This window comes from Streptomyces sp. NPDC051310 (assembly GCF_044455245.1).
Classification (GTDB): domain Bacteria; phylum Actinomycetota; class Actinomycetes; order Streptomycetales; family Streptomycetaceae; genus Streptomyces.
Genome location: NZ_JBITEO010000027.1, coordinates 18,908 through 42,464 on the forward strand (window position 1 = coordinate 18,908; position 23,557 = coordinate 42,464).

General features: G+C 74.3%; 17 protein-coding genes. 11 read left to right on the forward strand and 6 right to left on the reverse strand.

Going from position 1 to position 23,557, the window contains the following annotated elements:
- Positions 1-20 precede the first annotated feature (20 nt).
- Complete coding sequence (gene pcrA / locus ACIA79_RS29340) at positions 21-2,471, forward strand: DNA helicase PcrA (protein WP_399431404.1); 2,451 nt, start codon at positions 21-23, stop codon at positions 2,469-2,471.
- A 154-nt stretch (positions 2,472-2,625) separates the two neighbouring features.
- Here pcrA and ACIA79_RS29345 read toward each other — a convergent pair whose 3' ends face one another.
- Together ACIA79_RS29345 and ACIA79_RS29350 are read right to left on the reverse strand one after the other, a co-directional pair.
- On the reverse strand, positions 2,626-4,011 hold the full coding sequence (locus ACIA79_RS29345) for a peptidoglycan DD-metalloendopeptidase family protein (protein ID WP_399431405.1): 1,386 nt from the start codon (positions 4,009-4,011) through the stop codon (positions 2,626-2,628).
- Between the two features lie 226 nt (positions 4,012-4,237).
- A complete protein-coding gene (locus ACIA79_RS29350; protein ID WP_399431406.1) occupies positions 4,238-4,999 on the reverse strand; it encodes a lipase family alpha/beta hydrolase in 762 nt (253 codons plus the stop codon).
- A 278-nt stretch (positions 5,000-5,277) separates the two neighbouring features.
- Here ACIA79_RS29350 and ACIA79_RS29355 point away from each other — a divergent pair, with 278 nt between their 5' ends.
- Positions 5,278-5,691 (forward strand): cobalamin B12-binding domain-containing protein, encoded by a 414-nt coding sequence (locus ACIA79_RS29355; protein WP_399431407.1) that lies wholly within the window; start codon positions 5,278-5,280, stop codon positions 5,689-5,691.
- 125 nt (positions 5,692-5,816) lie between these two features.
- Here ACIA79_RS29355 and ACIA79_RS29360 read toward each other — a convergent pair whose 3' ends face one another.
- Complete coding sequence (locus ACIA79_RS29360; RefSeq protein ID WP_399431408.1) at positions 5,817-7,412, reverse strand: DUF5691 domain-containing protein; 1,596 nt, start codon at positions 7,410-7,412, stop codon at positions 5,817-5,819.
- 15 nt (positions 7,413-7,427) lie between these two features.
- Positions 7,428-8,801, reverse strand: a complete 1,374-nt coding sequence (locus tag ACIA79_RS29365) for an SWIM zinc finger family protein (protein ID WP_399431409.1) — start codon at positions 8,799-8,801, stop codon at positions 7,428-7,430.
- A 132-nt stretch (positions 8,802-8,933) separates the two neighbouring features.
- Between ACIA79_RS29365 and ACIA79_RS29370 the strand changes: the two genes are divergently transcribed.
- The 8 genes from ACIA79_RS29370 to sucD all read left to right on the forward strand — a co-directional run bounded on the left by ACIA79_RS29370 (position 8,934) and on the right by sucD (position 18,958).
- Positions 8,934-9,356 carry an MmpS family transport accessory protein gene (locus ACIA79_RS29370; protein ID WP_399431410.1) on the forward strand — a complete coding sequence of 141 codons (423 nt, stop codon included), beginning with the start codon at positions 8,934-8,936 and terminating at the stop codon, positions 9,354-9,356.
- 111 nt (positions 9,357-9,467) lie between these two features.
- Positions 9,468-10,658, forward strand: a complete 1,191-nt coding sequence (locus ACIA79_RS29375; RefSeq protein ID WP_399431411.1) for an AAA family ATPase — start codon at positions 9,468-9,470, stop codon at positions 10,656-10,658.
- A complete protein-coding gene (locus ACIA79_RS29380) occupies positions 10,616-13,135 on the forward strand; it encodes a DUF5682 family protein (RefSeq protein WP_399431412.1) in 2,520 nt (839 codons plus the stop codon). The genes ACIA79_RS29375 and ACIA79_RS29380 overlap by 43 nt, the downstream gene beginning before the upstream one ends.
- Positions 13,132-14,295: a VWA domain-containing protein gene (locus ACIA79_RS29385; protein WP_399431413.1), complete on the forward strand. Its 1,164-nt coding sequence runs from the start codon at positions 13,132-13,134 to the stop codon at positions 14,293-14,295. The genes ACIA79_RS29380 and ACIA79_RS29385 overlap by 4 nt, the downstream gene beginning before the upstream one ends.
- A gap of 197 nt (positions 14,296-14,492) precedes the next feature.
- On the forward strand, positions 14,493-15,521 hold the full coding sequence (locus tag ACIA79_RS29390) for a hypothetical protein (protein ID WP_399431414.1): 1,029 nt from the start codon (positions 14,493-14,495) through the stop codon (positions 15,519-15,521).
- A gap of 123 nt (positions 15,522-15,644) precedes the next feature.
- Positions 15,645-16,577, forward strand: coding sequence for a hypothetical protein (locus ACIA79_RS29395; RefSeq protein WP_399431415.1), 933 nt, complete (start codon positions 15,645-15,647; stop codon positions 16,575-16,577).
- A gap of 294 nt (positions 16,578-16,871) precedes the next feature.
- A complete protein-coding gene (gene sucC / locus ACIA79_RS29400) occupies positions 16,872-18,050 on the forward strand; it encodes an ADP-forming succinate--CoA ligase subunit beta (protein ID WP_031068202.1) in 1,179 nt (392 codons plus the stop codon).
- 23 nt (positions 18,051-18,073) lie between these two features.
- Positions 18,074-18,958, forward strand: a complete 885-nt coding sequence (sucD, locus tag ACIA79_RS29405) for a succinate--CoA ligase subunit alpha (protein WP_391814809.1) — start codon at positions 18,074-18,076, stop codon at positions 18,956-18,958.
- A 145-nt stretch (positions 18,959-19,103) separates the two neighbouring features.
- Here sucD and ACIA79_RS29410 read toward each other — a convergent pair whose 3' ends face one another.
- A complete protein-coding gene (locus ACIA79_RS29410; protein ID WP_399431416.1) occupies positions 19,104-20,708 on the reverse strand; it encodes a helix-turn-helix domain-containing protein in 1,605 nt (534 codons plus the stop codon).
- A gap of 93 nt (positions 20,709-20,801) precedes the next feature.
- Here ACIA79_RS29410 and ACIA79_RS29415 point away from each other — a divergent pair, with 93 nt between their 5' ends.
- A complete protein-coding gene (locus tag ACIA79_RS29415; RefSeq protein ID WP_399431417.1) occupies positions 20,802-22,565 on the forward strand; it encodes a DUF6350 family protein in 1,764 nt (587 codons plus the stop codon).
- Between the two features lie 75 nt (positions 22,566-22,640).
- On the opposite strand, the gene ACIA79_RS29420 is transcribed toward ACIA79_RS29415, so the two are convergent.
- Entirely contained in the window at positions 22,641-23,399 is a 759-nt protein-coding gene (locus ACIA79_RS29420; RefSeq protein WP_399431418.1) for a hypothetical protein, read from the reverse strand.
- Positions 23,400-23,557: the final 158 nt, after the last annotated feature.

Consider the following 23,557-nt stretch of genomic DNA (forward strand, 5'->3'; position numbering starts at 1 on the left):
CCGCCTAGACTCGATAGGCGATGAGCAGCCTCTTTGACGACAGCTTCCTGGCGGACCTCCGGAACCACACCTCGGAGGAGCCGCCGCCGCCCCCGGAGGACTCCGAGGACCACCGGCCGGCCCCGGAGGAGGTCCCGCACGACCTCTTCGGGGACCGCTTCGACGTGCCGGCGGCCCGTGACGCGTACCACCGCGACGGCGCCCCGCGCACCGTCGTCGACCCCGCCGCGCTGCTGGAGGGGCTGAACGACCAGCAGCGCGCGGCCGTCGTCCACACCGGCTCACCGCTGCTCATCGTCGCCGGTGCCGGGTCCGGCAAGACCAGGGTGCTGACCCACCGCATCGCCCACCTGCTGGCCACGCGGAACGTCCACCCGGGTCAGATACTGGCGATCACCTTCACCAACAAGGCCGCCGGCGAGATGAAGGAGCGCGTCGAGCAGCTCGTCGGACCGCGCGCCAACGCCATGTGGGTGATGACCTTCCACAGCGCGTGCGTCCGCATCCTGCGCCGCGAGTCCAAGAGGCTCGGCTTCACGTCGTCCTTCTCGATCTACGACGCCGCCGACTCCAAGCGGCTGATGGCGCTGGTCTGCCGCGACCTGGACCTGGACCCGAAGAAGTTCCCGCCGAAGTCGTTCAGCGCCAAGATCTCCAACCTGAAGAACGAGCTGATCGACGAGGAGACCTTCGCCGACCAGGCGGCCGACGGGTTCGAGAAGACCCTCGCCGAGGCGTACCGGATGTACCAGGCGCGGCTGCGCGAGGCCAACGCCCTGGACTTCGACGACATCATCATGACGACGGTCCACCTGCTCCAGGCGTTCCCGGACGTCGCCGAGCACTACCGCCGCCGCTTCCGGCACGTCCTCGTCGACGAGTACCAGGACACCAACCACGCGCAGTACACGCTCGTGCGCGAGCTGGTGGGCACCGGGTACGAGGACCTCGGCCCGGCGGAGCTGTGCGTCGTCGGTGACGCCGACCAGTCGATCTACGCCTTCCGCGGTGCGACGATCCGCAACATCCTCCAGTTCGAGGAGGACTACCCGGAGGCGACCACGATCCTGCTGGAGCAGAACTACCGCTCCACCCAGACGATCCTCTCCGCCGCCAACGCGGTGATCGAGCGCAACGAGAGCCGCCGCCCCAAGAACCTGTGGACGAACGCCGGCGCCGGTTCGCGCATCACCGGGTACGTCGCGGACACCGAGCACGACGAGGCGCAGTTCGTCGCCGACGAGATCGACCGGCTGACGGACGCGGGCGAGGCCAAGGCCGGTGACGTCGCCGTCTTCTACCGCACGAACGCCCAGTCCCGTGTCTTCGAGGAGATCTTCATCCGGGTGGGACTGCCCTACAAGGTCGTCGGCGGCGTCCGCTTCTACGAGCGCAAGGAGGTCCGGGACGTCCTGGCCTACCTGCGCGTGCTGGCCAACCCGGAGGACAGCGTCCCGCTGCGCCGCATCCTCAACGTGCCCAAGCGCGGCATCGGTGACCGCGCCGAGGCGATGATCGAAGCGCTGGCGCTCCGGGAGAAGATCACCTTCCCGCAGGCGCTGCGCCGCGTCGACGAGGCGTACGGCATGGCGGCGCGCTCGGCCAACGCCGTCAAGCGGTTCAACACGCTCCTGGACGAGCTGCGGACGATCGCCGAGTCCGGCGCCGGACCGGCCGTGGTCCTGGAGGCGGTGCTGGAGCGCACCGGATACCTCGCCGAGCTCCAGGCGTCCACGGACCCCCAGGACGAGACCCGCATCGAGAACCTGCAGGAACTCGCCGCCGTGGCCCTGGAGTTCGAGCAGGAGCGCGGCGAGGAGCCCGGCACCCTGGCGGAGTTCCTGGAGCAGGTCGCGCTGGTCGCCGACTCCGACCAGATCCCGGACGAGGACGAGGAGGGCTCCGGCGTCATCACGCTGATGACGCTGCACACGGCCAAGGGCCTGGAGTTCCCCGTGGTGTTCCTCACCGGCATGGAGGACGGCGTCTTCCCGCACATGCGCGCCCTCGGCCAGACCAAGGAGCTGGAGGAGGAGCGGCGCCTGGCGTACGTGGGCATCACGCGCGCCCGCGAGCGGCTCTACCTCACCCGGTCGTCCATGCGCAGCGCGTGGGGGCAGCCCTCCTACAACCCGCCCTCGCGGTTCCTGGAGGAGATTCCCGCCCAGCACCTGGAGTGGAAGCGTACGGGCGCGATGGCGAAGCCGGCGAGCGGTCCGGCCGCCGGCATCACCTCCTCGCTCTCGTCCTCCCGGTCCCGGTCCGGCCCGTCGGGCTTCGCCACGCGGCGTACGTCGGACAAGCCGGTGATCTCGCTGGCGGTCGGGGACCGGGTGACGCACGACCAGTTCGGGCTCGGGACCGTGACGGCCGTGACAGGCGTGGGCGCGGACGCCCAGGCGACGATCGACTTCGGGGACGACAAGCCCAAGCGCCTGCTGCTGCGGTACGCGCCGGTCGAGAAGCTGTAGCCCACGGGCGGTCACCCCGCCCCGGCGGCCTCGCCGGGTCACCCGGGCGGGGGTGGTTCGCCGGGCGGGACGGGCTCCCGGGCGGTTTCCGTAGCGCAGCCCGTACCGAAGCCGGTACCGGAATCCGTACCGGAGTCCGTCAGCGCGTCGGCCGTCAGCTCGTGGGGTCGAGGCCGTGGCTGCGCAGCCACGGGAGCGGGTCGATGGCGGAACCGCCGCCCGGCCGTACCTCGAAGTGCAGGTGCGGACCGGTGGAGTTGCCGGAGTTGCCGGAGTAGGCGATGACCTCGCCGGCCTTGACCTCGCCGGAGCGGATCTTGGTGCTGCTGAGGTGGCAGTACCAGGTCTCGGTGCCGTCCTTGGCGGTCACGATCGCCATGTTCCCGTAGGCGCTGTTCCACTGGGTGCGGACGGTGCCGTCGGTGGCGGCCATCACCGGAGTGCCGTACTGCACGGGGAAGTCGATACCGGTGTGCAGCGACATCCAGTTGACGCCGGCCTGCCCGTACTGCGCGCTGAGCTGGTGCAGTTGGACGGGCAGCGCGAACTTGGGGCGCATCGCCTCCCGGCGTGCGGCCTCCTCCTCGCGCTTCTTGCGCTCCGCCTCCTGGCGCGCCTTGAGGTCGATGCGCTCCTGGGTGCGGCTGGCGCGGTCGCCGAAGTCGCGGGCGTCGGCGCTGAGCGCGGCGAGCTGGGTGTCCAGGGCGCTGTTCGCGGCGACCGTCTGGAGGGAGGCGGTGTCGGCGGCGGTGACCGGCTTGGCCTCGGGCTTCGCCTCACCCTCGGTGAGACCGCTGACCGAGGCGGCCGCGATTCCGGCGACCCCCATCACGCAGGCGGACGGCACCGCGACGGTGAGGAGCGCGGAACGCTTCGCGGGGGTACGGCGCCGGCCGCGGCTGCCGCCCGAACCGGCACGGCGGGCGGGGCGCGGGACGGCCACCACGGGGGCGGTCACCGTCATGGCCTCGTGCTGGGAAGCGAGTTCCGGCTCCGGCCCGGACTCCGGCTCGGCGGCCGGCTCCGGCTCGATGACCGGCTCCAGCGACTCCGCAGGCTCCTGGGACTCGGGCGTGACGAACGGCCCGGGTTCGTCCGTCAGGGATTCCGCCCCGGGCGCATGCGCGGTGGCCGCGTAGTCGTACTGCTCCGGGACGAAGGTCTCGGTGGGGGCGTAGTGCCAGGCGGTCGCGTCGTAGGCGCCGGTGTCGTACTGCGCCTGGCCGTTGTCGTTCCAGGCGTTCGCGTCCCACTGGCCGGTGTACTCGGAGTACTCGACGTATCCGGTGGTCTCGCCGGTCCACTGCGTGCTGTCGTACTGGCCGCTGTGCTGGGCGTAGTCGGTCTCGTACCCGGCCTGGTAGCCGCCGTTGCGGGTCTCGGTGCCGGGGAGGGCGCCGAAGAGCGGGTCCGTCGCGAAGCTGCCGGTCTCGTAACTGCCGGTGTCGTACGCACCCGTGGTGTAACTGCCGGTGCTGTAGCTGCCCGTGGTGTGGGCGTCGTCTCCGACGTACCCGGCGTGGGGGTGCTGGTCGTTCACCAACTTCTCTCTCGCCTCGGCAGCAGGACCAGATCTGGGCACGGTTCCGGAGAGGGGACCCAGAGGGGAAAGCAGTGGGCGCGACTGTACCCGGCGGTACGCGCAAGCGACAATCTTCCGAGAAGTTTGGGCCCGCGGGAAACGGGCATTCAGCCGCCTTTCGGCGGAGTGCACACAGAGCCTTGGCCGTACGTTCGAAATTCGTTCGAGTGACGTGGTGGCGAGGTCACGCCACGGACACGGAATCCGCCGTTCCGGCGGCCGGCTCGTCGGACTCGAGCACCTGCCGCACCTCGGCCGCGACGGCGGGGTGCACGGGCAGCGCGAGGTGGCCGATGCCGGCGACCCGGATGTTCTGCACGATCAGGTCGGGATGACCGAGGCATGCCGTCTCGACGGGGACCATGATCCGGTCGAGGTCGCTCCAGAAGCTGACGAAGCGCGTACGGCACCGCGGTGCCGGCTCGCTCAACTCCCGCAGGACGGCCGATCCCGGACGCATCTGGCGCACCAGTGGATGCGCGCCGGCGAGCGGGGCGACGGTGGTACCCGCGTGCGGTGTGCCCAGCGTGACCAGGATTCTCACGCGCCGGTCGCCGCCCAGCCGCTGCACGTAGTACCGGGCGATGAGGCCGCCGAGGCTGTGCCCGACGACGTCCACCTCGTGGTGCCCGGTGCGGGCGCAGATGTCCTCGACGTGCCGGCCGAGCAGCTCCGCGGCGACGCGGAGATCGCAGGTGAGGGGCGAATAGTTGAGCGACTCCACGTGCTCCCGGCCGTGCCGGGCGAGGGAGCGGCGCAGCAGGACGAACACGGAGCGGTTGTCGACGAACCCGTGCAGCAGCACCACGGGCGGCCGCCCGGTGGCGCGCCGCACGGCCGGACCCGGTCGCCGCTCCTGGGCGACACCGGTGGGGTAGAGGACCAGATGGCAGGCGAGGACCGCCAGCTCCAGGGCGGTGGCTTTGAACAGCGCGATGAGCCTCATGGCCGAGTCCGACCTCCCGAACCGGCACGCGAGGCACGGCTCGGTCCCCCGTATGCCCTCGTGGGGCGCCCCCCCGGATGGCGTGGTGCGGGCTCCCCTCGCGATCACTCCGCCGGGGCCCGAGGGCTCCCTCCGGGCGGGCGCGACACGCGGCGAACATGTCCCACGTGTGATTTCCCCCTCGCTCTGCACCGCGAAACGGCAGCGTGCGGGATGCTGTCGATAACGTTCGTTCACCTCCCCGGGATCAGGTACGGGGGACGCATGTGGAGGCAGTGATGGGTGTGACCGGTCCGATCCGCGTGGTGGTGGCCAAGCCGGGTCTCGACGGCCACGATCGCGGGGCCAAGGTGATCGCGCGGGCGCTGCGTGACGCCGGTATGGAGGTCATCTACACCGGCCTGCACCAGACGCCGGAGCAGATCGTGGACACGGCGATCCAGGAGGACGCGGACGCGATCGGCCTCTCGATCCTCTCGGGCGCGCACAACACGCTGTTCGCGAAGGTCCTGGAGCTCCTGAAGGAGCGGGACGCGGAGGACATCAAGGTCTTCGGCGGAGGGATCATCCCGGACGCGGACATCGCGCCGCTGAAGGAGAAGGGCGTGGCGGAGATCTTCACGCCCGGTGCGACGACGGCGTCGATCGTCGACTGGGTCAACGCCAACGTGCGGGTCTCCAGCGACGCGTAGCCCCGCTCGCGGGGTGCGGCCGGTTGTGGACAGTCGTTCCGCAGGGCGGAGCGGATGGCCACAACCGGACCACCGGCCTGCGGACGAACCGGGTCCGGGGCCGGGACCCGCGCGGAGGCGAGGGATCACGGAGCCAGTTCCGCGTGCATCGTGGCGCGGAAGCGGAGCGTGGCGACCAAGCGTTGGAAGGCCTCCGACCAGTAGCCGCCCGCGCCGGGGGACGCGCCCTCGGGTTCGTCCGGTATGGCCGTCAGGACGTCGAGGCGGGCCGCCTCGGCCGGGTGGAGGCACCGCTCCGCGAGGCCCATCACGCCGCTGAAGCTCCACGGGTAGCTGCCGGCGTCGCGGGCGATGTCCAGCGCGTCGACCACCGCGCGCCCCAGCGGTTCCGCCCAGGGCACCGCGCAGACGCCGAGGAGCTGGAACGCCTCCGACAGGCCGTGCGCGGCGATGAAGTCGGCCACCCACGCGGCGCGTTCGTCCGCGGTGAGGGTGGACAGCAGCTGGGACCGCTCGGCCAGTGATGCCGGAGGCGTCGCCGGCGGCCCCAGCAGGGCGCGGGACCAGGCCGCGTCGCGCTGCCGGACCGCGGCCCGGCACCACGCGGCGTGCAGCTCGTCGCGCCAGTCGTCGGCGACGGGCAGCGCGATGATCTCGTCGGGCGTGCGCCCGCCGAGCCGCGCCTGCCACACGCGCAGCGGTGCCGCCTCCACCAGCTGGCCCAGCCACCACGACCGTGCGCCGCGGCCGGCGGGCGGGTGGGGCAGGACGCCGTCGCGCTGCATGCCCGCGTCGCATTCGTGCGGGGCCTCGACGGAGATCACGGCGGCGGGCCCGGTGCGGTCGAGGCTGACGCAGGACGCGGCCCGGTCGGCCATGCGGCCGGCGAGTGCCGACCGCGGCAGCGCGGACAGCAGCTCGGCCGCCGTGGAGCGGACGTTGCGGCTGCGGTCGGAGAGGGCCTGCTCCAGGAACGGCTCGTCGCCGTGGCACAGACCGGTGCGCAGGGAGTCGAGGAACATCAGCCGGTCCTCGGCCCGCTCGGTCGCCCAGGTCGAGGTCAGCAGGGCGAGCGCGGCCCGGGGGTCGTGGGCGCGTACCGCTCCCAGCAGGGCGACCCGCTCGGCGAACAGCCCCTCGTCCCACAGCCGCCGCACGGCCTCCGTGTCGTCGGGCGCGGGCAGCGCGGCACCCGCCGAGGCGCCGCGCAGGGCGAACCTCCACTCCGGGTTGAGGCGGGCGAGCCACAGTCCGCGCGGCCCGGCGAAGGCCAGTGCCTGCGGCCGGAGGTCGGTGCGGGCGCGGGCGGTGTCGAGCAGGGCGGGCAGCAGGGACGCCGGGGCCCGGTACCCGTGCTCGTTCGCGGCCGCGAGCCACTGCGGCAGCAGCTCGGTGAGGTCGGGGGCGGCACCGCGCCGGCCGCCGCCCTGCGAAGGGCCGGACCGGTCGGCGAGGAGCTGGGCGAGCCGGCGCCGGGCCGCTTCCGGTACGGGCGGCCGCGGATCGTGCGGCGCCGGCCCGGGCCGCGCGGCGGCGGGTACGGCGGGTGCCGGAAGCAGGCCCGCCCTGCGCCGCACCGTGTGCAGCGCGGCCGCGTCCAGCAGCGCCCCGGACGCGTCCTTGCCGCCCGCGGACGCCATGACGTCGGCGCCCGGCGCACGCCGTTCGGTCCCGAGCAGCGCGCAGGTGACGAGGTCGTCCCAGGATGTGGTGGTGGTCATGGCGTCCTCCGTACGTCAGGTGAGCGCAACGGTCTCGGGCGTGTCCGGGGCCCAGGCGGCGAGCGGTGTGAAGCCGCGGTGCCCGCATTCGCCGAAGACGGTGACCGGGCCGCCGCCGGACAGGGCGACCAGCCGCCACAGCCCGGCCCGGCCGAGCGCAGCGGCGGAGACCGGCAGGGCGGCCCCCTCGGCACCGGATCCGCGGGCCTCGGCCAGTTGCCAGCCGCCGTTTCCCGTCGGCACCGGTATGACGCCGCGGAGCGTGACCGGCCAGGAGTCCAGCCACGGGTCCTCCCGCAGCGCGTGCCCGTACGCGGCCAGGGCGTCGGCGGCCGTGCCGCCCGGCGGCGGGCCGGCGGCCGGGACGGGCGCGGAGAACTGCTCGCCGAGCTCCGCCCGCACCTGTCCGGCGCCCGCGTGCGGTGTGACCTCGGCGTCGACGACGACGCCCACGGGCAGCGCGAGCTGCGGCGCCCGCCCCGCCGCCCCGAAGGACAGCAGCAGTACCGTGCGCCCGCTGCCCTGTCCGTACAGCCAGATGCGGCGCGTGGTCAGCTTGCCGTCCGACGTGTCGTACTGGGCGAGGACCGTCCAGCGGTCGCGTACCGCCGGGCCGTCGGCGGGCGCGGTGAGCCCGACGCGGGTGCGGACGGTCGCCGCCAGCGGCCCCGGCAGCCGCTCGATGCCGAGCCACGCCTGCCCGAGGAGGTGTGTCAGCGCGCACTCCTCCAGCAGGCGCACGGGCCAGCCCGGGCCCGAGCCGGGTATCGCGCCCAGCTCCCTGGCCCGTCCCGCCAGTCCGGGCGCCTGCGCGTCGACCATCCGCGCCGCCGTCTCCTCCCACAGCCCGTATCCCGACCGGTCGGCGGAGGCGAGCCCGCCGCGCAGCAGGTCCGCCAGCCGCTGCTCCAGCTCCTGCGCCCCCGCGGTGATCCGCGCGGCACGCCGGGCGGCACGGCGCCGTGCCGCCTCGGGATCCGCGGTCCTGGCGGCCGGAGTGCCGGCCGCGTCCCCTTCCCCGCCGCCCGCGGCCCGGGCACGGCGCGCCGCGAGCCACTCCCCGGCCCACTGCGGTACGTCGGTGCCGGCGGTGTCCGGCACGGCGCGCTCGTCCGACGACCAGAGCAGCAGCAGCCCCAGGGCGTGCTTGCACGGGAACTTGCGGCTCGGACAACTGCAGTGGAACGCCGGGCCGGTGGTGTCGACGACCGTCCGGTACGGCCTGCTCCCGCTGCCCTTGCACAGGCCCCACACGGCCCCCGCGCCGCTGCTGCCCGCCTCCGACCACGGCCCGGCCGCTCCGAGTCTGCTGCCCGCTTTGCGCGAGGCGTCGTCAGGAGCCAGGGCCAGCACCTGTTCCGCCGTCCAGCGCACCCCCTGCTGATTCATGCTCACGACGGTAGGACCCACCACTGACAATCGGCCCTGACCTGCAATTTCGCTGTCGGATAAGCCAGTTGACTTTGCTCGCCTTTTACTGTTGCCTGCGCATGTCCAGTCAACTCGCCCCGGGGGGTACCCATGAACCGCATCAGCCGCTCCGTCGTCTCGACGGTCATCGCCGGCGGGCTCGCGCTCGGTCTCGGCGCCTGCTCCGGTGTCGCCGACGAGGCGACGAAGCAGGTCGACAAGGCCGTGAACGAGGAGTACGAGGTCACGTACGAGGTCGACGGCAAGGGCATCGACTCCATCGAGTTCAACGCCGGCGGCGGTGACGCCACCAACCCGAAGCTGGAGTCGGTGCAGAACCCGGCGCTGCCGTGGAAGAAGACGGTGAAGCTGCGCGGCATCGAGGCGCCGCTCGTCATGCCGGTGGCCGTCGACGTCAACGGCTCCGAGGTCTCCTGCAAGATCACGCACAAGGGCAAGGTCCTCGACGAGAAGTCGGGCAAGGGCGTCGCCGCGGCGGCCGGCTGCAACGCGCTCTCGCCGATGGCCGGCTGACGCTCCCACGATCGGCCGTTTCCGGCCTCCACCTGCGGAGACGGTCGATTGTCAGTGGCATGGTGCACGGTGGATCCCACACCCGGTCGCACACGATCCGGAGGGGGATCCATGACCGTGCCCGAAACGACCGAAGCCATCGCGCACACCCCGGCCCAGGGCGCCCGCGGCGCCGCGGCCACCAGCGGGGGGAACCGCCCGGGCAAGCGCGGGGAGACCGGCGGCGAGGCCCTGCGGCCGCACGCCGAGGACGCGTTCGCGGACGAACTCGCGGCGCTCGCGGCGGTGGACGACCGGCCCCGCCCGCCCCGCTGGCGGCTCTCACCGTGGGCCGTCGCCACCTATCTGCTCGGCGGCACGCTGCCCGGCGGCACCGTCATCACACCGAAGTACGTGGGACCGCGCCGCATCGTCGAAGTCGCCGTCACCACCCTCGCCACCGACCGCGCCCTGCTCCTCCTCGGCGTGCCCGGCACCGCGAAGACCTGGGTCTCCGAACACCTCGCCGCGGCCGTCAGCGGGGACTCCACCCTGCTCGTGCAGGGCACGGCGGGCACACCCGAGGAGGCCATCCGCTACGGGTGGAACTACGCCCGGCTGCTCGCCCACGGCCCGAGCCGCGACGCGCTGGTGCCCAGCCCGGTGATGCGCGCCATGGCCGACGGCATGACCGCCCGCGTCGAGGAGCTGACCCGCATCCCCGCCGACGTGCAGGACACGCTCATCACGATCCTGTCGGAGAAGACGCTGCCCATCCCGGAGCTGGGGGAGGAGGTCCAGGCGGTACGGGGCTTCAACCTGATCGCCACGGCGAACGACCGCGACCGCGGCGTCAACGACCTGTCCAGCGCCCTGCGCCGCCGCTTCAACACCGTCGTCCTGCCGCTGCCCGCGACACCCGACGCCGAGGTCGACATCGTCTCGCGGCGCGTCGACCAGATAGGCCGCTCCCTCGACCTGCCCGCCGCGCCCGAGGGCATCGACGAGATCCGGCGGGTCGTCACCGTCTTCCGCGAGCTGCGCGACGGCGTCACCACCGACGGCCGCACCAAGCTCAAGTCCCCGTCCGGGACGCTGTCCACGGCCGAGGCCATCTCGGTCGTCACGGGCGGCCTCGCGCTCGCCGCCCACTTCGGCGACGGCGTGCTGCGCCCCGGCGACGTGGCCGCCGGCATCCTCGGCGCCGTCGTCCGCGACCCGGCGGCGGACCGCGTCATCTGGCAGGAGTACCTGGAGACGGTCGTCCGCGAGCGGGAGGGATGGAAGGACTTCTACCGCGCGTGCAGGGAGGTCTCGGCGTGACGCGGACGGGACGGACACCCGCCGGGGAGGCGCTGCTGCTCGGCGTGCGGCACCACGGGCCGGGATCGGCCCGCGCGGTCAGGGCCGCGCTGGACGCCGCCAAGCCCCCGGCCGTACTGGTCGAGGGTCCGCCCGAGGGCGACGCCCTGCTCCCCCTGGCCGCGGACGAGCACATGCGGCCGCCCGTCGCCCTGCTCGCCCACGCCGTGGACGACCCGGGCCGGGCCGCCTTCTGGCCCCTGGCCGACTTCTCGCCGGAGTGGGTCGCCGTCCGCTGGGCGCTCGACCACGGCGTGCCCGTCCGCTTCATCGACCTGCCCGCCACGCACTCGCTGGCCATGGGGGCCGATCCCACCTGGGGCGACGGCGACGAGGAGGAGGCCGACGGCGTACGGATCGACCCCATCGCGGTGCTCGCCGAAACCGCCGGGTACGACGACCCGGAGCGCTGGTGGGAGGACGTCGTCGAGCACCGCGGCCCCGTCTCCGCACGCCACGGGCCCCCGGACGACGGCCCGGACGGCGACCCCCTGGCGGTGTTCGCCGGTCTCGCCGAGGCCATGGCGGCGCTGCGCGAGGCCTACGGGCACGGCGGCCACCCCCGCGACCTGATCCGCGAGGCGTACATGCGGCTCCAGCTGCGCGCCGCCCGCAAGACGTACGGCGACGGCGTGGCCGTGGTGTGCGGCGCCTGGCACGTGCCCGCGCTCGCCGCGAGGACCACCACCACCGCGGACCGGGCCCTCCTCAAGGGCCTGCCCAAGGTGAAGACCGGGATCACCTGGGTGCCCTGGACCTACCGACGGCTCGCGCGGCACAGCGGTTACGGCGCGGGCATCGACTCACCCGGCTGGTACGGGCACCTGTTCGGCGCACCGGACCGGCCCGTCGAGCGCTGGCTGACGAAGATCGCCGGCCTGCTGCGCGAGGAGGACCGGATCGTCTCGTCCGCCCACGTCATCGAGGCCGTACGGCTCGCCGGGACGCTCGCCGCCCTGCGCGGCCGTCCGGTCGCCGGGCTCACCGAGACGATGGACGCCGCACGGGCCGTGATGTGCGACGGCTCGGAGGTGCCGCTCGACCTCATCAGGGACCGGCTGATCGTCGGCGATGCGCTCGGCGAGGTGCCGGACACCGCGCCCGCCGTGCCGCTGCAGCGCGACCTGACCAGGCTGCAGCGCACGCTGCGCCTCAAGCCGGAGGCGCTGGAGCGGGAACTCGACCTCGACCTGCGCAAGGAGACGGACGCGGAGCGCAGCCGGCTGCTGCACCGGCTGCGGCTGCTGGGTGTCGCCTGGGGCGAGCCGGCCACCGGCCGCGGCAGCACCGGCACCTTCCGGGAGAGCTGGCGGCTGCGCTGGCAGCCGGAGCTGCACGTGCGGGTCGCCGAGGCCGGTGTGTGGGGCACCACGGTCCTCGCCGCCGCCACCGCCAAGGCGGAGAGCCTCGCGGTGTCGGCGACCGCCCTCGGCGAGGTGACCGCCCTCGCCGAGCGGTGCCTGCTGGCCGCGCTGCCCGACGCGCTGCCCGTGGTGATGAGGGCCCTCGCCGACCGGGCCGCGCTCGACGCGGACGTGGGCCACCTCGCCCAAGCGCTGCCCGCACTGGCCCGCTCCCTGCGGTACGGCGACGTGCGGTCCACCGACACGGCCGCGCTGGCCGAGGTCGCCACCGGACTCGCCCTGCGCATCTGCGTCGGCCTGCCGCCCGCGTGCACCGGCCTCGACGCGGACGGCGCCGCCGAGATGCGCGGTCACCTCGACGGCGTCCACACCGCGATCCGGCTCCTCCCGGACGGCGACGAGGTGACCGCCCGCTGGGGCGCCGTCCTGGGCGCGCTCGCCGGCCGGGACAGCGTTCCCGGTGCGATCCGCGGGCGGGCCGCCCGCCTGCTGCTGGACGACGGGCGGCTCGCCGAGGACGAGGCCGCCCGGCTGATGGGGCTCGCGCTCTCGCCCGGGACGCCGCCGGGCGAGGCGGCCGCCTGGATCGAAGGGTTCGTCGGCGGCGGCCCGGGCGCCTCCGGCGGCGGCATGCTCCTCGTCCACGACGAGCGGCTGCTCGCCCTGGTCGACGCCTGGCTGACCGGAGTCCCGGCGGACGCGTTCACCGGCGTGCTGCCGCTGCTGCGGCGCACGTTCGGGGCGTACGAACCGGGAGTCCGGCGCACGCTGGGCGAGCTGGTGCGGCGCGGCCCGGCGGCCGGTGCTTCCACGGGGGGAAGCACCGTCCGGCCGGGCGCGCCCGGATTCGGCCCGGGACTGGACGAGGCGCGGGCGGACGCGGTGGTGCCGCTCGTACGGCTGCTGCTCGGCGCGGGCGGCCCGGGCGACCCGGGCGGCGGGGACGGAGCGAGGAGCGGGGACGGAGCGAGCAGTGCGGACGGCGCGGACGGCGGGGACGGTGTGGACGCCGGCGAGGGCGCGGACGGCGTGGACGGTGCGGGGAACGACGAGCGGGTGGGGGCGGGGCGATGAGCGACCGTGAGGACGAGCGGCTGCGGCGCTGGCGGCTGGTGCTCGGCGGGGGAGAGGCCGACGGCACCGGCCGCACGCTGACCGGGACGGACGCCGCCATGGACGGCGCGCTGGGCGCCCTGTACGGCGAAGGCGGCGGGCAGGGCCGCGCCGGACGGGACCGTTCGGCGGGGCTCGGCGCGTCGGCGCCGTCGGTCGCGCGCTGGCTCGGCGACATCCGCACGTACTTCCCGAGCTCCGTCGTGCAGGTCATGCAGCGCGACGCGATCGACCGGCTCGGCCTGTCGGCCCTGCTGCTGGAGCCGGAGATGCTGGAGGCCGTCGAGGCCGACGTCCACCTCGTCGGCACGCTGCTGTCGCTCACCAAGGCGATGCCCGAGACGACGAAGGAGACGGCCCGTGCCGTCGTCCGCAAGGTGGTCGAGGACCTGGAGAAGCGGCTCGCCACCCGCACCCGCGCCACGCTCACGGGTGCGCTGGACCGCAGCGCGCGCGTCAGCCGGCCGCGTCACCGGGACATCGACTGGGACCGTACGATCCGGGCGAACCTGAAGAACTACCTGCCCGAGTACGGCACTGTCGTGCCCGAGCGGCTGATCGGGTACGGGCGGGCCTCGCAGTCCGTGAAGAAGGACGTCGTCCTGTGCATCGACCAGTCCGGGTCGATGGCGGCCTCGGTCGTGTACGCGTCCGTGTTCGGCGCGGTGCTCGCGTCCATGCGGTCGATCGCGACCCGGCTCGTCGTCTTCGACACTGCCGTCGTCGACCTCACCGACCAGCTCGACGACCCGGTCGACGTCCTCTTCGGCACCCAGCTCGGCGGCGGCACGGACATCAACAGGGCGCTGGCCTACTGCCAGTCGCGGATCACCCGCCCCGCCGACACCGTCGTCGTCCTGATCAGCGACCTCTACGAGGGCGGGATCCGCGCCGAGATGCTCAAGCGGGTGGCGGCGATGAAGGCCTCGGGAGTGCAGTTCGTGGCCCTGCTCGCGCTGTCCGACGAGGGGGCGCCGGCGTACGACCGCGAGCACGCGGCGGCGCTCGCCGCGCTGGGCGCGCCCGCGTTCGCCTGCACGCCCGACCTCTTCCCGGAGGTGATGGCGGCCGCGATCGAGAAACGGCCACTGCCCATACCGGACATGGTGACCCATCAGTAACGCAGGACTTGCGTCACCCCCCGAGGCTCGTGCAAGCATCGTCGCGCCGTACGCGGACTCGAACGACGACGTCCGCGACCTGGGAGGCCCCGAACACCGTGACCGCCGTCGCAGCAGCAGTGGCTGCCTTGCCGGTTGCCGCCCCGCGCACGGCGCGCGGAGCGGCCCGGCGGCGTGCGCGGCGACGTCTCACCCCGGTGGCCGCGCACGGCACGGCCGCCGCACGGGCCCTGGGCATCGCGCTCTTCCTCGGCGGTCTGCTGGCGCTGGGCTTCCTCTGCGGGGGCCGGGCGTACGCGGCGGAGGGCCCGGAGCCGGCGGCCACCCACGAGCAAGCCCAGGGCGGGAAACTCCGGGACGAGCAAGTCCAGCACGAACAGCTCCAGGACGACCGGGTCCGGGCAACGCGGCACACGGCGCACGAAGCGGCGGGTGACACCCGCGAGGCCGTCGGCGACGCCGCCCACGCCGCGCGGACCGTCCGTGAGCCGGCCCGGTCGGTCCCGTCGGTCCCGTCAATCTCGTCCGCCCCGTCGGCCCCGTCCGCGCCGTCGGTCCCGTCCGCCGGGGCCGTCACCGGACCGGTGGCCGAGTCCGTGGTGCGGCCGGTCGCGGGGCGGGTGCTCCCGCCGGCCACCGAAGCCGTCACCACTGCCACCACGGTCACCACTGCCACCGCCGGCGTGACCGGCAGCGCCGTGTCCGGTGCCGGCCCTGCCGTGGCGGGCCTGGTCCAGGGAGTCGTCGGAGCCGTACCGGACCCGACCCGGCCCCCCACGCCCACCGGGCTGCTGCCCGCGCTTCCCGAAGCGACCGCGGAGGCCGGTGCCCACGCCCCGGCCGCGGCTCCCGGTGCCGGCGCGGACACGCGGGCCGGTGCCGCCCCGCAGGCGGACCCGCACCTGTCCGGCCGGGCCCGTACGACCGCCGCCGCGGCGCGGCCGTACGGCGGCGACACCGGATCCGGCTCCGCCGGCGCCCGGGGTGACCGACCGGCCGCGGCGCTCTCCGCGCCCGCACCCGTGGTGCCCGCCCCGTGGGGCGGCGCCGGCCGTCAGACGCCCGGCTGCGCCGGCGAGGCGGGTGCGTCGCGGGCGGGCGCCGACCAGCACGCCGTGACGGCGGCGCCGGTTCCGTACCCCGGCCCCGTGCGCGGCGCCGGGCTGCCCGCGACCGTGGCGCCCGTCCACGACCGCCCCCACGACGTCCTCGAATTCCCCGGCTAGGGCAGACCTCCCCCCGCTCAGGACCTGCCGCGCGGGGGCGGGACAGGTCTGTCCGCCGTCACCACGCACGTGCGCCGGCCGCGCCGCCACGTGCCCACGGAATTCGAAGGAATCGACACAGCCATGAACAAGAACATCCGCCGCTCCATAGCCGTCGCCGCCACCGCCACCGGTATGTGGGCCATCGGCACCGCGGCCGCCGGCGCGAGCCAGGTATCCGTCTCCGTCCCGCTGTCGACGCCCGACAAGGTGGTCGACACGGTCGAGGACACGGCCGGCGCGATCGAGGACACGGCCGGAGCCGTCCGGCAGGACGTCGTCTCCGACGCGTCCGCCGCGTCCGCCGCGGCCGCACCGGTGCAGAACACCGCCCGCGGCACCGCCCAGGACGTGTCGCAGGACGTGTCGCAGGACGCCCGGGCCGATGTGCGGCACGTCCAGGGCGTCGCCGCCCCGGTCGTCGAGGGCGCCGCGGACACCGCCACACAGGAGATCGACTACCTCTTCGGCCCGCTGGACTCCTTCGCCCACGAGCTGGCGGGCGACCCGGCCGGTACCGCCACCCCGATCCTGGACGGCGTCGCCCAGGACGTGCTGCCGCCCATCGCCGCCCGGGCCGTCGCCGGAGTCCTCCCGGTCGCGGGCCAGGCCGTCGGTGACGCCGGCTCCCTCGCCCAGGGCGTCGTCTCCGGCGTGCAGCCCTTCGCGGGCGGTGTCGTCGCGGACGTCCAGCCGCTGGCGTCCGGCGTGACCGGGGAGGTCCGGCCGTTCGCGGACGGCGTCACCGGCTCCGTACGGCCGGTCGTCCAGGCCGTCGCCGACCAGGTGGAGCCCGTCGCCCAGGGCGTCGGGGGCAGTGCCACGGGGCTGGCGTACGGCGTGACGGGGGAGGTCCAGCCGTTCGCGCAGGGTGTCACCGGTGACGCGCAGTCGTTCGGCCAGGCGGTCGTCTCGCACGTGACCGCCGACGTCCAGCCGCTCTCCGCGAACGCCGTGACCGGGCTCCAGGGCACCGCCGCGTCCGTGACCCCGGACTACCTCCCCTACGGCGGCTGATCCGGTACGTACGAGAGACGTACGAAATCCGTAGCAACGGGCGGTCTCACAGCTGGTGGGGCCGCCCGTCGGAGGTCCTTGTCTGTGACAGGTATCACCGCTTGGGTGTGATCTGCGATTTAGGGACCTCGGTCCCACGGGGATAACCTGCGAGACGGACATGCCGCGTCCACGGACACCGTGTACGCCTCCCCTGTGACAGCGCAGTCACGTTGCCCTCCGCCCGGTCAGACGGGCGCGCGGCACGCCCACGCAGACAACGAACCGCGATCACCAGAAAAGGGACGGACGCGCGTGGACCTGTTCGAGTACCAGGCGAGGGACCTCTTCGCCAAGCACGGTGTACCGGTGCTGGCCGGTGAAGTCATCGACACGCCTGAGGCGGCGCGCGAGGCCACCGAGCGTCTTGGCGGCAAGTCGGTCGTCAAGGCGCAGGTGAAGGTCGGCGGCCGCGGCAAGGCCGGTGGCGTCAAGCTGGCCGCCACGCCGGACGAGGCCGTCGCCCGCGCGACGGACATCCTCGGGATGGACATCAAGGGCCACACGGTCCACAAGGTGATGATCGCCGAGACCGCTCCGGAGATCGTCGAGGAGTACTACGTCTCCTACCTCCTCGACCGCACCAACCGCACCTTCCTGGCCATGGCCTCGGTCGCGGGCGGCATGGACATCGAGGAAGTCGCCGCGACGACGCCCGAGAAGCTGGCGAAGGTCCCGGTCGACGCCAACGACGGCGTCTCGATCGAGAAGGCCCGCGAGATCGTCGCCCAGGCGCAGTTCCCGGCCGACGTGGCCGAGAAGGTCGCCGAGGTCCTCGTGACCCTGTGGAAGACCTTCGTCGCCGAGGACGCCCTCCTCGTCGAGGTCAACCCGCTGGCCAAGGTCGCCTCCGGTGACATCATCGCCCTCGACGGCAAGGTGTCCCTGGACGCCAACGCCGACTTCCGCCAGCCCGAGCACGAGGCGCTCGAGGACAAGGCCGCAGCCAACCCGCTCGAGGCTGCCGCCAAGGCCAAGGGCCTCAACTACGTCAAGCTCGACGGCCAGGTCGGCATCATCGGCAACGGCGCGGGTCTGGTCATGTCGACCCTCGACGTCGTCGCGTACGCCGGTGAGGCCCACGGCGGCGTGAAGCCCGCCAACTTCCTCGACATCGGTGGCGGCGCCTCCGCCGAGGTCATGGCGAACGGCCTCGAGATCATCCTCGGGGACCCCGACGTCAAGTCCGTCTTCGTCAACGTCTTCGGTGGCATCACCGCCTGTGACGAGGTCGCCAACGGCATCGTCCAGGCCCTGAACCTGCTGTCCTCGCGGGGCGAAGAGGTCACCAAGCCGCTGGTCGTGCGCCTCGACGGCAACAACGCGGAGCTGGGTCGCAAGATCCTGTCGGACGCCAACCACCCGCTGGTGCAGCGCGTGGACACCATGGACGGCGCGGCCGACAAGGCCGCCGAGCTCGCGGCTGCGAAGTAAAGGGACGAGGTCACAGACACACCATGGCTATCTTCCTCGACAAGGACAGCAAGGTCATCGTCCAGGGCATGACCGGTGCCACGGGCATGAAGCACACCAAGCTCATGCTCGGTGACGGCACCAACATCGTCGGTGGCGTGAACCCGCGCAAGGCCGGCACGACCGTCGACATCGACGGCCACGAGATCCCCGTCTTCGGCACGGTCGCCGAGGCCATGGAGAAGACGGGCGCCAACGTCTCCGTCCTCTTCGTGCCGCCGGCCTTCGCCAAGGCCGCCGTGGTCGAGGCCATCGACGCCGAGATCCCGCTGGCCGTCGTCATCACCGAGGGCATCGCGGTCCACGACTCCGCCGCCTTCTGGGCGTACGCGAAGTCCAAGGGCAACAAGACCCGCATCATCGGCCCGAACTGCCCCGGCCTGATCACGCCGGGCCAGTCCAACGCCGGCATCATCCCGGGCGACATCACCAAGCCCGGCAAGATCGGTCTGGTGTCGAAGTCCGGCACGCTGACCTACCAGATGATGTACGAGCTGCGCGACATCGGCTTCTCCTCGGCCGTCGGCATCGGTGGCGACCCGGTCATCGGCACCACCCACATCGACGCGCTCGCGGCCTTCGAGGCCGACCCCGAGACCGAGCTGATCGTCATGATCGGTGAGATCGGCGGCGACGCGGAGGAGCGGGCGGCCGACTTCATCAAGGCCAACGTCACGAAGCCGGTCGTCGGCTACGTCGCGGGCTTCACCGCCCCCGAGGGCAAGACGATGGGCCACGCCGGTGCGATCGTGTCCGGTTCGTCCGGCACCGCGCAGGCGAAGAAGGAGGCCCTCGAGGCCGCGGGTGTCAAGGTCGGCAAGACGCCGACCGAGACGGCCAAGCTGGCGCGCGCGATCCTCGCGGGCTGAACCGGCTGATCCGCTGAAACCGGCTGATCGCCGAACCCGCTGATCGGCGGAACCGGCCGATCTCCTGAGCGGCATCGCGAAGGGCCCGCTCCCGGACATCCGGGGGCGGGCCCTTCCGCGTGTCCGCTGCCTCCGTCCGGGCGTCTCAGCGGGTGTCCGGCAGCAGGCGCGGCGGACCGGTGAAGGGCCTGGCCCGCAGCGCGTCGCGGAGCTGCTCGTCCTGCGGGGTCAGCCGCTGCGGGCCGCTCAGGACCGGCACGCCGCTGATCGCCATGCCCGGCGCCAGCGGCGGCTCGTACCGGGTCGGCGCGGTGGTCAGCGTGAACGCGGTCGCGCCGATGATGACCGCGGTGAGCCCCAAGGCCGCGCGGGTCCAGCCCCTGGCGCGGCGCTCGCTGCGCGTGCGGACGGTACGGGCCGTGGCCAGCACCATCGCCGGGCCGTGCGTGAGCAGGCCGGCCAGCCGCTCGTGGAGCGCCTCCGGGTCGCTCAGCTCCGGAAGCCGCTCGGCGACGGCGGCGCGGGCGTGCAGGACGCGGTAGGCGGCGGCCGGGGTGCTCGCCTCCAGCTCGGCGGCCGTGTCCGGCAGGTCGAAGCCGAGGCCGTCGTACAGCAGCAGCGCGCGGCGGTACGGCGGCGGCAGGTCCAGAACCGCACCGCGCAGCGCCCGGGCGGCGCGGTCGGTCGTCGGCGGGTCGGGGTGCCGGTGGGTGCGGCGCATCCGGTGCCACGGGGACAGGGCGTACTCGTGCGCCGCCGCGCGCACCCAGCCGGCGGGGTCCCGGTCGACGGCGACCCGGGGCCACCGCTCCCAGGCGTGGTGGAACGCGTGCTCGACGGCCTCGCGGGCGAGCCGGCGCCGGCCCGTCAGCAGGTACGCCTGCTGGACGAGGACCGGCGCGGTGCGGCCGTACAGCGCGTCGAACGCGCCGGCGGGCGTGCCGGGCCTCACCGTCTTCCGGGCCTGCGGTAGGGGCCGCGGCGCGGCCTGCTCCGCGAGCTCCGTCTTCGGCTCCTGCTCCCCCTGTGCCTGCTCCGCCTGCGCGTGTTCCGCCTGCGCCTGTTCCGCCTGTGCCGGCTCGTCGGACGGCTCGTCGGAGGGTTCGCCGGGAGGTTCGTCGCACGGCTCCGCGACCGGCCCTCCGGACGGTTCCCCGGACGGCGCCCGGCCCCGCGCCTCGGCCGGATCCTCGCTCCCCGCCTCCTCCTGCGCCTCGGCCGGGTCCTCGGTGTCCCCCTGCTCCTGCGCCCCGGGCCGCGCCGGGGCCCCGGCCTCTTCCCGGTCCGGCTCCGGGGACTGGTCCGGCTCCGAGGGCTGCGGCTGCTCCGGAGGCTGCTCCTGTTCGCGGGGCCGCTCCTGTCCCTGGTCCTTCCGCGGCTTCTTGCGTGCCGGTTCCTCCCGGCCCTTCCCCTGCGGCGTGGAGGCGTCCGGGGCCGCCGCCGCGGAGGGCCGGGTTTTGGCCTTCGGCGGCGGTTTGCGCGTCGCCGGCGGCGTCGGCGCGGCGGCTTCGTGCGCCTTGAGGAGCTTCAGGTACGCCTCGCGCTTGCGGCCCCGCGGGGACGCGCGCCCCGTCTCCCACGAGCGCACGGTCGCCCGGGTGACCCCGAGCACCTCGGCGACCTGGCTCTCGCTCATGGATCTCGCCTCACGCAGTCGTCGCCGCTCCTTGGGGGAAGGGAGCGGCGGCGCGGAGCGGGTGCTGGTGCTCTGGGTCACGGGCGGACCCCCGCGGCGGCACACACACTGCACTCGACGAAAAAGTACATAAACGTATATTGAGCGACACAGCGGGCAATCGCCCGTTACGCAGAGAAAGCGCGTGTCGTTGGCAGCATGGCGTGCGTGACTCGCGCGACTGCCGTGACCGCCCTGTCCCGGATGACCGCCTGCTGTCTGCGGGGTGCGCTCGCCGCGGGCCTCGGGCTCGGTTCCCTCACCGTCCTGGTGATGGTGATGTGGATCGCTTCCCCGTACCCGGACCGGGGGCCGGAGGGAGCCCTGGACGTCGCCGCCGGCGTGTGGTTGCTCGCCCACGGGACGGAGCTGCTGCGGGCCGGCCCGTCGCCGGCCGCCGGGCCGGTGCCGGTCGGCGTCGTCCCGCTGCTGCTGCTCGCCCTGCCGGCCTGGCTGGCGTACCGGACCGCCCGTGACACGCCGGTCGGCGACGCGGGCGGCATGGTGTGCGGGGTGACCGCCGGGTACACGGCCGTCGGCGCGGGTGCCGCCGGTTGCGCGCTCGGCGGGCCGCTCGCTCCCGATCTCCTCAGCGCGGCGCTGCACGTCCCGCCGGTCGTCGCGCTCGCGGCGGCCGCCGGGGCCTGGACGGCGAACGGGTGCCCGGCGGGACCGCTGCCCGCGTGGGTGCCGGAGCGGCTGCGCGTGGGGCTCGCGCGTTTCCGGACGGGTGTGGCGGTACGTGCCGCGGCGGCCGCACTCGTGACGCTGGTCGGCGGGGGAGCGCTGCTGGTGGCGGTGTCGCTGGTGTGGCACGCGGGCGCGGCGCTGGACGCGTTGTTGAGCCTGTCGGACGCGTGGGCCGGACGGGCCGCGGTGCTGCTGCTGGCGCTCGCGCTGCTGCCGAACGCGGCGGTGTGGGGTGCGGCCTACGGGCTCGGCCCCGGTTTCGCGCTCGGCACCGGCGCGGTGGCCACACCGCTCGCGGTGGCGGGCGACCCGGCGGTCCCCGTCTTCCCGCTGCTCGCCGCGCTGCCGGCGGCCGGGCGCGGGAGCTGGCCGCACTGGGCGGCGGTGGTGGTGCCGGTGGCGGCGGGGGTGGTGGCCGCCCGGTTCACGGTGCGGAAGGCGGCGGTGCGGGGCGTACGGGAGACGCTGGTGACGGCGTCGGCCGCGGCGGTGCTCTGCGGGGCGGGGGCCGCGGCGCTGGCCGCGGCTGCCGGAGGGCCGCTGGGCGCCGGGCGGCTGGCGGAGTTCGGGCCCGTGTGGTGGCGGGTGGGCGCGGCGGCGCTGGGGTGGACGGCGGTGGTGGGCGTCCCGGGGGCGCTGCTGCTCCGCTGGTGGTGCCTGCGGTCGCCCGGCTCGGCGCCGGTTCCGGCGGCCGAGGGGTCCGGCCCGTCCGGCCTCCCGCCCGTCCCGCAGCCGGGCATCCCGGTCCCTCCGGGCCCGCGGGAACCGCTCGCTCCCTCCGGGGCGGGGGATGCGGCGCGGCCGCCGGACGCGGTGGACGGCGATCCCTCCACCGAACCGTACGGTTTGCTGCCGGCGTCCTGGGAGGACGACTTCCTCGCGGGTGGCGGCTTCCTGACGGAGGACGGCTTCCTGACGGGGGACGACTTCCTGGCGGGGGACGACGGCTCCGAAGCGCCGGACACCACGCCCGGCTCCGCGCCTGGCTCCGCGGCGCACGGCGTCCGTCCGTACGAGGTGCCGGCCCCTGCCCGGGACGTGGCCGGAGGCGCGCCCGACGAAGAAGCCCCCGAGGGCACTCCAGAGGGCCCCCTCCAGAAGGAAGCCGAGGGGGCCGGGGAGGGCGACCGTGCCGGTGTGGGCGCCGGAGCCGCAGGGGTACCGAGGGACTCAGGGGCCGACGGCCCGTCGCCGTCGACGGGGACCGGCGATGGTGACGGTGGCGGTGACGGGGAACGATGACGCAATCCGGCGCCGGATCCCGCGGGCGGGAACGCCGACGCGCGGACCGCGCCGGGCTTCGCCGGACCGCGGCGGCTACTCCTTGACGCCGAAGACGCCGCGCAGCGGCTCGGGGAGCAGCTCGTTGCAGGACACCTGGCCCGTCCTGGTCAGGGCGTCGTCCACGCACGCGTAGTAGTCGCGGTAGGCGAGCTGGACCGTGAAGGTCACCGCCACGATCGTCAGGGCCAGGACGGCGGTGACGAGACCGCTGACCGCGGCCGTGCGCTGCGGACGGCTGCCGGTGGCGGCCGGTGCCGCCGGCGCTGACGCACCGGATGCCGGCGCGGCACCGGCCGGGGCGACCGCCGTACCGCCACCCGCCGCGGTGGCGGCGGGCTTGGCGCGCAAGGAGCTGATGCCCCAGTACAGGGCCAGGGCTCCCAGCAGCAGGGCGATCTCCGGGAAGTCGAAGATCGCGAAGAAGAACCCCCACATGCCGGACAGCAGCGCGTAGCGGGCGCGGCGCTGGGCCGGGTCCGTCGGGTCCCAGCGCAGGGCCGGGCCCTGCTGGTCACCGCTCGCGCCGCCGCCCTGCTGGTCGCGGTTCGGCCGGGCGCCGAAGCCGCCGGAGGAACGGCCCGGCTGCCGCGGGCTCCACTGGCTGCCCCAGGCGGGCCGCTCCGGGCGGTCGCGGCCCCCGGCGGTGTCGTCGTCGCCCCGGCCGTCGCCGTCGGCGCCGTCGTTCTCGGGGCGGCGCGGCTGCCACGGCTGGTCCGGCCGGCCCTCGGGCGGCGGTGCGAACGGATTGTTCTCGTCCGTGGACTCCGTGGACTGGCGTCGGCGGTCCGGCATCTGGTGAACGTCTTCCCCTCAGACCCCCGTCCGTACGGCCGCACCTCCGCACGTCCGTGCGTCCGTGTCCCCGTACCCCGAGGGTCTCGTGTCGTCGTATCCGTCCGTCGGCGGACGGCTCCTTCCCCAGACGCTACCGCCCGCCTCCGCCCCCGTCC